Genomic DNA, 11500 nt, shown 5'->3' on the forward strand with positions numbered 1-11500 from the left:
ATCGACAGGCCGCTGTCGGCCACCATGTAGGCCAGCCGGTCCGCCGGGTACTCGGGGTCCAGCGGCACGTAGGCGCCACCGGCCTTCAGGATCGCCAGGATGGCCACCATCATCTCGACGGAGCGCTCCATCGCGATGCCCACGCAGCGCTCGGGCTTCACGCCGAGCGCGATCAGGCGGTGCGCCAGGCGGTTGGCCCGCGCATTGAGCTCGCCGTAGCTCAGCACCTCGTCGCCGAACAGCAGCGCCGTCGCATCGGGCCGTTGCCGCGCGTGCTGCTCGATCTGCTCGTGCACCGGCCGTGCCCCGGCATGCCGCCGATCGTTTTCGCTCCAGGCCTTCAGCTGCTTGCGTTCGGCCTCGTCGAGCAAGGCCACGTCGCCCACCGCCTGCCGCGGCGTCTCGGCCAGGGCCCGCAACACCGCCAGGTAGTGGCCGACCATGCGCGCCATCGTCCGCGCATCGAACAGCTCCGCCGCGTAGCGAAACGTCCCCCGCACGCGGCCGTCCGTGTCCTCGGTGGTGTCCAGCGCGAGCTCGAGCTGCGCCGCCTGCACGCCCAGGTCGTGCGCGGTCAACCGGAGGCCCGGCAGGTCTTCGAGCGAACGGAAGTCCGCGCGCTGGTGGTTGAACATCACCTGGAACAACGGATTCGTGACCAGGCTGCGCTGCGGTTGCAGCGCTTCGACGAGCTGCTCGAAAGGCAGGTCCTGGTGGGCCTGCGCGCCCACCGCCGCATCGCGTGCCTGCAGCAGCACCTGCGACAGGCTCGCACGCGCATCCACCACGTTGCGCAGCACCTGCGTGTTGACGAAGAAGCCGACGACGCCTTCGGTCTCCACGCGGTTCCGGTTCGCGATCGGAACGCCCACGCGAATGTCTTCCTGGCCCGTGTGGCGGCTCAGCAATGCCTGGAAGCCCGCGAGCAGCGCCATGAACAGCGTCGCGCCCTGGCCCTGGGCGCGGGCGCGAAGGCCCTTGGCCAGATCGCCCGGAAGCTCGAAGTCATGCCGCGCCGCGCGGTAGCTGCCGTCGGCGCGGCGCGCATGGTCCGCGGGCAGCTGGAGCACGGGCTGCTCGCTGCCCAGCTGCTGCGTCCAGTAGGCGAGCTGGCGGTCCTTTTCCCCCGCCTCCAGCCAGTTGCGCTGCCACATCGCATAGTCGGCGTACTGGATCGGCAAGGGCTGCAGGCCCGACGCCTCGGCGCTGGCGTGCGCCCGGTAAAGGGTGACGAGTTCGTCGACCACGAGCTGCATCGACCAGCCGTCCGACACGATGTGGTGCATCACCACCACCAGCATGTGGTCGTCGGCCGCCAGGCGGATCAGGCCCACGCGCAGCAGCGGGCCGGCCGTCAGGTCGAACGGCACCGCGCTCAAGCCGCGGGCGACCTCGTCGGCACGCGCTGCGCGCTCTGCCGGTGCCACGTCGCCAAGGTCCACCTGCTCGATGTCGAAATGGATGTCCTCGCGGATCACCTGTTCGGCCAGGCCGTCGGCTTCGGCGCGAAACACGGTGCGCAGCGATTCGTGACGCGCCACCAGGGCCGCGAAACTCGCGCGCAGGGCCTCCGTGTCCAGGGACCCCTCGAGCCTCAATGCGCCATGGATGTGGTAGGCCGTGCTTCGCGGGTCCAGCTGCCAGAGGAACCACTGCCGCAGTTGCGCGTACGAGAGATGGCAGCGCTCCAAGGTCGAGGCATCCCGCGCCAGGATCGGAAACTGCCCGATGGTCAGGCCTTCGGCGCGGATCTTCTCGTAGACCGCCCGGCGTTGCGTGGAAGTCAGTCGGGAAAAACGTTCTGCGATGCGGCGGGTTGCCGTGGTTTCCATCAGGCTGTCTCCATGCTGTCGATGAATGCGTCGATGTCCAGGAGGGACTCGTCGATGGGGGTTTTCTGTCCGGCCGCCGCGATGCTGGCGGCCATGGCGAGCAAGGTCGGGTGCAGGAAGATGTCCTGGATCCGCAGATCGGCGCGCATGGCGGCCTGCACCCGGGACACCACCCGAACGGCCATCAGCGAGTGCCCGCCGAGCTCGAAGAAGTTGTCGTTGCGACCCACGCGCGGCACGCCCAGCACCTCGGCCCAGATCGCCGCCAGCTGCTCTTCCGCCTCGCCCGCGGGCGCCTCGTAGGCCTGTTCGCTCGCGAACTCCGGCGCCGGCAGCGCCTTGCGGTCCACCTTGCCGTTCGCGTTCTGCGGCAGCGCATCGAGCACCACCAGCACCGCGGGCACCATGTAGTCCGGCAGCGTCTCGGCGAGCTTCTGCCGCAGCAGCGCGGTGTCGATTCCGCTGCCCGACACGTAGCCCACCAGGCGCGCACCCAGCGCGCCTTCGTTCGCCACCACCACCGCTTCTCGCACCTGCGGTTGCGCCAGCAGGCTGGCCTCGATCTCGCCGAGCTCCACGCGGAAGCCGCGGATCTTCACCTGGTGGTCGATGCGGCCGAGGTACTCCAGTTGCCCTTGCTCGTTCCAGCGCACCAGGTCGCCCGTGCGGTACAGCCGGCTACCCTCGCCATCGAAAGGATCGGCGATGAAACGCTCCGCGCTCAGCCCCGGCCGCCCCAGGTAGCCGCGCGCCAGCAAGGCGCCACCGATGCACAGTTCTCCGGCCGCGCCTTGGGGCACCAGATTGAAATCGCTGCCCATCACGCGCAGCGCGCGGCCGGCCAGGGGCACGCCGATCGGCATGCGCCGCGGCAGTTCGTGGCCTTCTTCGAGATAGGGGGCGCAATCGAGGATCGACGCCGTGACGGTCGCCTCGGTCGGACCGTAGGTGTTGAGCAGCGCCACCCCCGCCAGGCCCGCCTTGCGCCAGGCATTGAGCCCTTCGGGCGGCATGGCTTCACCGCCCACGTGCATCTGCCGCAACGCCCCATGGGGGCGCACGCCGTGCCGCGCGAGGTCCTGCACCAGCATCAGCCAGTAGGCGGTGGTGAGGTCGACGACGCTGATCTGCCGGTCGATCAGCTCGCTGTAGAAGGTGTCGCTGTCCCAGAGCACCGGTCCGCGCAGCACGATGGCGGCGCCCGCAACCAGCGGCGAAAAGGTCTGCTCGACGAAGCCGTCGAAATTCAGCGTCGAGAACTGCAGCATGCGATCCGCCGGCGTCAGGCCGAAGAAGCGCACCGACTCCTGCGCATGCTGCACCAGGGCCCCATGCGGAATGCCGACGCCCTTGGGCCTGCCGGTGGAGCCCGAGGTGTAGATCAGGTAGGCCAGATGGCCTCGATCGAGCGCGACGCGCGGATCGTGCGCGGGCAGCGCTTGCAGGTCCAGCGTGTCGAGTTCGAGGGTGACCAACGCGTGGGCGAACGGCAGGCGCGCCACCCGATGCGACTGCGTGAGCAGCATCCGGATGCCGCTGTCCTCGACCATGTAGGCCAGCCGGTCGCCCGGGTAGTCGGGGTCCAGCGGCACATAGGCGCCGCCGGCCTTCAGGATCGCGAGGATCGCCACCACCATCTCGATCGAACGTTCCACCGCGATGCCCACGCAGCTTTCGGGTCTCACCCCGTGGGCGATCAGGTGGTGCGCCAGCCGGTTGGCCCTTGCATTGAGCTCGCCGTAGCTCAGCGTCTCGTCGCCGAAGACCAGCGCGGCCGCCTCCGGCCTGCGCGCGGCGTGCTGTTCGAAGAGACCGTGCACGGGCAGCGCATCCGGGTAGCGCTGCGCATTCAGGCCCCAGTTCGACAGTTCGTCCTTCTCGTGCTCCGGGATCAGTTCCAGCTCGCAGGCCGGCTGCGTGGGTCGCTGCGCCAGCGCATCGACCACGCCGCGGATCGCCGCCTGCATGTAGCCGCAGACGCGCGCCGCGTTCACCGACTCGTGGACCTGCCCGACCAGCGTGAAGCCTTCGCCCTCGTCATCCACCGACAGGGCCACGGGATAGTTCGTGCGCTCCCTGCTCCCGAGTACCTCCATGCCCTCCCAGGCCGAAGCCTGCGGCCCACCGTCGCCGGCGGCCTCGGCCTTCGGCGTGTAGCGGTAGTTGAGCAGCGCCGAGAACAGCGGCGTGCCCCCCGGCAGGCCACTGCAGCGCTGCGCCAGCGACAGGCTCGCATGCTCGTGGTGCAGCAACCCCGTGAGCGCCGCATGCGTCTGCCGCAGGCACTGCACCATGTCCTGCGCGCCCAGCCGGATCCGCACCGGCAGCGTGTTGATGAACAGCCCCAGTGCCCGCCCGCCGCCCTCGCCGCCTTCCATGCGGCCGAACAGCACCGTGCCGAACACCACGTCGTCCTTGCCCGTGGTCTTGGCCAGCACCAGCGCCCACGCCAGGTGGAACAAGGTCGCCGCGCTCACTCCGTGGCGCTGCGCCTGGCCGCGGATCTGTGCCGCCAGCGCCGCCTCCAGCGGCACGCGCGCCTCCACCACCCGCGTGCCATCGCCCTGCACGTCCAGCAGCTCGAAGGGCGCCGTCGGCTCGTCCACGTCGCCCAGCATCTCGCCGAAGAAGGCCTCGTGCTCGGCCTGGCTCACGCCCAGGCGCGCCTGCGCCACGTAGCGCCGGAACGGCACCGGCTCGGGCAACTCCTGCTGGCGGCCCTGCTGGATCAGCGCGATCTCCTCGACCAGCAGCTCCAGCGTCGTGTGGTCCAGCGCCATGTGGTGGCTCGGAAGCTGCAGCAGCCAGCGCCCGTGCGCGCGATCGTGCGCCGCCACGGCGCGGATCATCGGCGCGCTGCGCACGTCGATGCGATAGCGGGACGGGTCCACATGCGCGTTCAGGCGCGCCTCGACGCTGGCGAATCCGTCGCTCGCCTCGTCGCCCGCCTCGTCGGCCTGCAGCCATTGCAACGGCAGCTTCGCCTGCCTGTGCACCACCTGCACGGCCGACTCCAGCCCTTCCCACAGCACGCCCGTGCGCAGGACGTCGTGACGCGCGATCACCTGGTCGAAGCTGTCGATGAACTGTTCCAGCCGTGCACGGCTGTCGAAGCTCAGCAGGTGCGGGATGACATAGGCATCGCCCGCACCCTGCAGCAGGTGATGGAAGAGCATGCCCTCCTGCAGCGGAGCCAGCGGATAGATGTCCTGGATGTTGGCCGCGCCGCCAGCCACCTGCGCCTCGATGCGCCGGATCTTCTGGGCGTCGAGGTCGACCAGCGTCAGCATCGCCGGCTCGATCGCCCCGCATCCCTCGGGAATGAGGTTCGGCGGCACGACCACCGCGCGCCGGCCCTGTTCCTGTGCCAATGCCTGCGCGAAAGCGGCCAGTTGCGGATGCCGGAACAGGGTGCGCACCTGCACCGACCAGCCCTGGTCACGCACGCGCTCCAGCAGGCGCAACGCGAGCAACGAGTGCCCGCCGAGCTCGAAGAAGTTGTCGTTGCGGCCCACGCGCGGCACGTCCAGCACCTCGGCCCAGATCGCCGCCAACTGCTCTTCCGCCTCGCCCGCGGGCGCCTCGTAGGCCTGTTCGCTCGCGAACTCCGGCGCCGGCAATGCCTTGCGGTCCACCTTGCCGTTCGCGTTCTGCGGCAGCGCATCGAGCACCACCAGCACCGCGGGCACCATATAGTCCGGCAGCGTCTCGGCGAGCTTCTGCCGCAGCAGCGCGGTGTCGATTCCGCTGCCCGACACGTAGCCCACCAGCCGCGCGCCCAGCGCGCCTTCGCTCGCCACCACCACCGCTTCCCACACCTGCGGTTGCGCCAGCAGGCTGGCCTCGATCTCGCCCAGTTCCACGCGGAAGCCGCGGATCTTCACCTGGTGGTCGATGCGCCCCAGGTACTCCAGTTGCCCTTGCTCGTTCCAGCGCACCAGGTCGCCCGTGCGGTACAGCCGGCCACCCTCGCCATCGAAGGGATCGGCGATGAAGCGCTCCGCACTCAGGCCCGGCCGCCCCAGGTAGCCGCGCGCCAGGCCCGCGCCCGCGACATGCAGCTCGCCGGGCACGCCGATGGGCGACGCGTTGAGCGCGTCGTCGAGCACGCGCAGGCCCAGGTCCGGGATCGGCACGCCGATCGGGCTGCGCCCGCCGTCGAGGTCGAGTCGGGTGATCGGCCTGTAGGTCACGTGCACCGTCGTTTCCGTGATGCCGTACATGTTGATCAGCCGTGGCGACTGGTCGCCGAAGCGGTCCATCCACGGCCGCAGCGTCTCGGGCTCGAGCGCCTCGCCGCCGAAGATCACGCAGCGCAGCGCGAGGCCGGCCGCCACGCCCTCGTCGTCCAGCGCCGGCAGGCGCGTGAGTTGCCCGAAGGCCGAGGGCGTCTGGTTGAGCACCGTCACGCGTTCGCGGCCGAGCAGCGCGAGGAAGTCCTCGGGCGAACGGCTGACCCAGTAGGGCACCACCACCAGCTTGCCGCCGGTGCACAGCGCGCCGAAGATTTCCCACACCGAGAAGTCGAAGGCATAGGAATGGAAGAGCGTCCAGACGTCGTCCGGTCCGAAGCCGAACCACGCGTCGGTGGCGGCCAGCAGCCGCGCCACGTTGCGGTGGCACAGCTGCGCGCCCTTGGGCCGGCCGGTGGAGCCGGAGGTGTAGATCACGTAGGCGAGGTTCTCCGGCCCCACCGCGACGCCCGGATCGCTCGCGGGCTCCGTCGACAGATCGAGCGCATCGATCTCGAGCACCGCCACGCTGCCGGGGGCCGGCACCTTCTCACGCACCGCCCGCTGCGTGAGCACCAGCGCGGTGCCGCTGTCCTCGATCATGTAGGCCAGCCGATCGCGCGGGTAGTCGGGGTCCAGCGGCAGGTAGGCCGCGCCGGCCTTCAGGATCGCCAGCAGGCCGACCACGGTGTCGGCCGAGCGCTCCACGGCGATGCCCACCAGTGTCTCGGGCTTGACGCCGCGCGACAGCAGGCGATGCGCGAGCCGGTTGGCGCGCGCGTTCAGTTCGCCGTAGCTCAGCACTTCGTCGCCGAAGGCCAGCGCGACGGCGCCGGGCCGCGTGCGGGCCTGGTGCTCGAACAGGCGGGGGATGGACTCGACCGGGTGCTGCCGGTGCGGCGCGCCCTCCCACGGCGCGCGCCGCTGGCGATCGACGGCGTCGGTCAGCGCGAAGCTGCCGAGCGGGCGTTCGATGTCGGCCGCCATCTGCCGCAGCACCTCGATGTAGGCCTCCACCATCCGCTCGATGCCGGCCTGGCCGTAGAGCGCGGTGTTGTATTCGAGCCGGCCGCGCAGCTGCGCGCCGGCGATCGTGAGGTCGAGCGAGAGCTCGAACTTCGCGCTGCGGTCGGGCGCGGGCAACGGCTCGACCTCCAGCCCTTCGAACGCGGGGCCCGTCGCGCCGTCCTCCATCTGCAGGCCGAACATGACCTGGAACAGCGGCGTGCGGCCCGGCTCGCGCCGGTCGCCGCGGCTGGCGAGCAGCACGTCGAACGGCAGGTCGGCGTGCTCGAGCGCGGCCAGCACGTCGCCGCGCACCTGGCGGCAGATGTCGCGCAGCGGCATGTGCGGCGCGAGCCGCGCGCGGAACACCTGCGTCGTGACGAAAAAGCCCAGCAGCCCGTGCAGCTCCTCGCGATGCCGGCCCGCCGACGGCACGCCCACCGCGAAGTCGTACTGGCCGCTGTAGCGCGCGAGCAGCACCTGCCAGGCGGCGAACATCAGCACGAAGGGCGTGCTGCGCTCGGCGCGGCAGCGCTGCAGCAGCGCTGCGCACAGCGGCGCCTCGAGCGCGAAGTGCACGGCCGCGCCCTCGAAGCCCAGCGCCTCGGGGCGGGCATGGTCGGTCGGCAGGTCCAGCGCCGGCACCTCGGGGCCCAGGTGCGCGTTCCAGTGGTCCAGGTCGCGCTGCATGCCGCCCGAGGCCTCGCGCTCGCGCTGCCAGCGCGCGTAGTCCGCGTATTGCAGCGGCAGCGCCGGCAGGCGTACCGCGCCGGGCGCGCGCCGCGCCGCCGCATAGGCATCGGCCAGGTCCCTGGCGAGGATCGGGTTCGACCACGCGTCGGAGACGATGTGATGCAGGCAGATCGCGAGCACATGCTCCTCGTCGCCGAGCCGCACCAGCCGCGCCACCAGCGCCGGCGCCGCGCCCAGGTCGAACACGTGCGAGACGGTGCGGCGGACCGCGTCATCGAGCCGTTCCGCTCGCAGCGCGGGCGTCTCGCTGCGCAGATCGATGCGCTCGAGGCCGAAGGCGGCCTCGGCCTGCACCTGCTGCAGCGCCGCACCGTCGCGGCCGAAGAAGCGCGTACGCAGCACCGCGTGCCGCTCGACCAGCGCCTGGAACGCGCGCTCCAGCGCATCGGCGTCGAGCGCCCCCTGCAGGCGGAACACCCGCGGCAGGTTGTAGGCCGTGAGCTCCGGCTCCAGGTTCTGCAGGAACCAGAGCTGCTGCTGCGCGAAGGACATCGCGACGGCCTCCCCGGGCGCCGTGCAGGCGGCAATCGCTTCAGGGTCCGCGTGCGTCGGCATCGTCGTCTCGTTCATCGGGCGTTTTCCGTTCAAGAGGGTGTGGCCTCGGCTTCGAGGCGCCAGGCATCGGCGAGCCGGTCGGTCTGCGCGGCATCGGCGCTGGCGGTGCGCACCGCGCGCGCCAGCGTGGCGACGCTCGGGTGGTCGAACACCAGCCCCGGCGCGATCTCCACGCGCAGCAGCCGGCGGATGCGCGCGGCCAGCTTGATCGCCAGCAGCGAATGCGCGCCGAGCTCGAAGAAGTCTTCGTCGGTGCCGATGGATGCACGGCCGAGCAGCTCGGCCATGGCGGCGGCCAGCAGTTGTTCGAGCGCATCGCGCGGCGCCTGCGTGTCCTGCGGCGTGACGGCTGGCGCGCCGGCGGGCATGGCGGCCGCCAGCGCGAGGCGGTCGATCTTTCCGTTCGCGAGGCGCGGGAATGCCTGGACCTCGACACAGCGCGCCGGCACCATGTGCGCGGGCAGCAGCGCGGCCAGGCGCTCGCGCAGCCCGGCCACCAGGCCGGTCTCGCCAATCACGCAGGCCACCAGCTCCACGCCACCGGCCGGCACGGCCACGGGCAGCACCACCGCCTGGCGCACGCCTTCCTGCGCCAGCAGCACCGCCTCGATCTCGCCCGGTTCGACGCGAAAGCCCCGCACCTTGAGCTGGTGGTCCGCGCGGCCCGCGATGCGCACCGCGCCGTCGGGCAGCACGCAGGCCAGGTCGCCCGTGCGATAGAGCCGCTCGCCAGGGGCGAAGGGGTCGTCGATGAAGGCCTCCGACGCGACGCCGCCGAGGTAGCCCCGGCACAGCTGCGCGCCGCCGATGTACAGCTCGCCCAGCGCGCCGGTGGGCACGAGCCGCCGCGCGGCATCGAGCACGCGCACGCGGTTGTTGGCCAGCACCCGCGACAGCGGCAGCTGGTCGGGGAAGGCCGCGCCGGCCTCGAGCCGGTGCACCATCACGCCGACCGTGGTCTCGGTCGGGCCGTAGTGGTTGTAGACCGTGCAACCGGGCGCCACGCGCGCGATGCGTGCCAGCAGCGAGCGCGATGCGGCCTCGCCGCCAAGCACCAGCAGCCGCGGCAGCACCGGCGCCTCGGCCTCGAGCAGCGCCTCGAGGTGCGAGGGCACGATCTTGAGCGCATCGATGCGCTGCGCGGCCATGAAGCGCGTGAAGGCGGCGGCATCGTGCGTCGCTTCCGCGCCGGCCACCACCAGGCAGGCGCCGTTGAAGAAGGCGCCGAACAGCGCGGTGTTGCCGAGGTCGGCCGCCACGGTGCTCGTGAGCGCCCAACGCCGGCAAGCGTCGAGCCCCATCGCCGCGGAGGCGGCCGCCACGTAGTTGAGCAACTGCGCCTGCTCGATCACCACGCCCTTGGGCTTGCCGGTGGAACCGGAGGTGTAGAGCACATAGGCCAGGTCGCGCGGACCGGCCGGTACGTCGAGTGCGCCAGCCTCGAAGGCCGACAGGTCGATCTCGCCGGCCGTCGCCACGCGCCAGCTCGAGGGCGCGGCGTCGCCCACCGGCTCGGCCTGCAGCAGCAGTGCCGGCCGGGCGTCGGCGAGCACCGCGGCGCGGCGCGCCGCGGGCCATTCGGGTTCCAGCGGCAGGTAGCCCGCGCCCGCACGCCAGGCCGCGAGCATCGCGACCAGCAAATCGAGCGATCGCGGCAGCGCGAGCGCGACCAGCGCGTCGCGCTGCACGCCCTGCGCCTGCATCCAGCGCGCCATGCGGTTGATGCGGGCGTCGAGCGCCGCATAGCTCAGGCAGTGCGCGCCCTCCTCGATCGCGGGGGCGTCGGGCGTCGCCCGTGCCCAGTGGGCGATGCGCCCGGCGATGCCTTGGGTGCCCACATCCAGCGCCGCGCCTTCGAGGGACAGCAGCGCCCGGCGCTCGTCCGCATCGATGAGCACCAGGTCCTGCATCGGTGTCGCAGGCTGGTCCGCCACCGCCTGCAGCAGCGCGAAGAGCTGTTGCAGCAGGCGCTCCATCGCGGCCTCGCCATGGCAGGCCTCTTGCGCATGCAGTGCGAACACGGCGCGCGCCGGCGACCATTCGACGTCGAGCGCGAGCTCGAAGCAAGGCAGCGGTCCGGGCCGCTGCGTCACCCGCCACGACGCGGGCAGGTCTTGCGGCGCACGCAGCGCGAAGCCGACGGCCGGAGGGACCGTGTCGGCCGCCGCCTCGAGCACCGCGTACTCCTGCGCCTCGACGTGCGCGCGAAGCTGCGCCGCGCAACGCGCGAGCCAGTCGGCGAACGGCTCCTCGGCGCCGATCTCCACGCGCAGCGGCAGCACCTTCTCGTAGACGCCGATGGCGCCTTGCATCACCTCGTAGTCGAGGCGGCAGTCGTGCTGCCAACCGCCGGCGAAGCGCGCGAAGCCCGTGAGCCGCGCGAGCAGCGCCCACCAGGCGGCCTGCAGCAGTTCGGCGGTGCGGACGCCCCGCGCTCCGGCCAAGGCCTCCAGCCGCGCCGACAGCGTCGCGTCGAGCACGCGCTCGACGACGCGGCGCGCCGACGGCGCATCCGTCGCATCGCCTTGCCGTGTCGCGAGACGCGGCGCGGCCGGCGCTTCGGCACCGGCCAGGTAGTTCGCCCAGTAGGCGCGCCCCTTCACCGCATCGTCCTCGTCGTCGTGCGCGAGCGCATCGCGCCAGGCCGCGAACTGCGTGTACTGGAACGGCTCGGCCGCCTCGGCCGCGGCCGCGTCGCCACAGCCCTCGGCGATGCGCGCGACCAGCCCCGCGAGGCTGGCCGCATCGGCCGCCAGCGGATGGGCGGACAGCGTCAGCCGATGCGTCGATGCGTCGACTCGGTCCAGCCCGATCCGTACCATGCCGCCTTCGCGTGGTTGCATCGGCGCATCGGCCTGCGCGTGGCTGGCGCTCAGCGTGGCGCGCGGCTGCTGGCGCCAGGCGAGCGGATCGGCCGCCTCGCGCACCGCGAGGCGCAGCGCCTCGTGTGCCTGCAGCACCTCGGCCGCGACGGCACGCAGGCGCCCTTCCTCGATCGCGCCCTCGATGGCCACGGACATCGCGAGCGGCCGCAGCGCGGCACCACGGTGCATCGCGAGCACGGCGCGCTGCTCGGGGCTCAACGGCAGGGCCGCCTCGAAATTCTCGAACCGGTCTTCCATC

The 11500-nt window shown here is 71.8% G+C and carries 3 protein-coding genes; all 3 read right to left on the bottom strand.

Going from position 1 to position 11500, the window contains the following annotated elements; translation table 11 throughout:
• Window positions 1-1832, bottom strand: a 1832-nt coding sequence (locus AC07RM_RS33780) for a condensation domain-containing protein (RefSeq protein WP_495337258.1), incomplete at its 3' end; no start/stop codon positions are given.
• Window positions 1832-8392: an amino acid adenylation domain-containing protein gene (locus AC07RM_RS33785; RefSeq protein WP_495337259.1), complete on the bottom strand. Its 6561-nt coding sequence runs from the start codon at window positions 8390-8392 to the stop codon at window positions 1832-1834. The genes AC07RM_RS33785 and AC07RM_RS33780, both read right to left, overlap by 1 nt.
• A 14-nt stretch (window positions 8393-8406) precedes the next feature.
• The gene (locus AC07RM_RS33790; RefSeq protein ID WP_495337260.1) at window positions 8407-11499 is read right to left on the bottom strand and encodes a non-ribosomal peptide synthetase; all 3093 of its coding nucleotides are present in this window, start codon (window positions 11497-11499) and stop codon (window positions 8407-8409) included.
• Window position 11500: the final 1 nt, after the last annotated feature.

It is taken from the genome of Variovorax sp. GW821-FHT09B05 (assembly GCF_059418265.1).

Bases quoted from the DNA above. Each gene is read 5' to 3' on its own strand.
- AC07RM_RS33785 (WP_495337259.1), bottom strand. From the start codon at position 8,392: ATGAACGAGACGACGATGCCGACGCACGCGGACCCTGAAGCGATTGCC.
- AC07RM_RS33790 (WP_495337260.1), bottom strand. From the start codon at position 11,499: ATGGAAGACCGGTTCGAGAATTTCGAGGCGGCCCTGCCGTTGAGCCCC.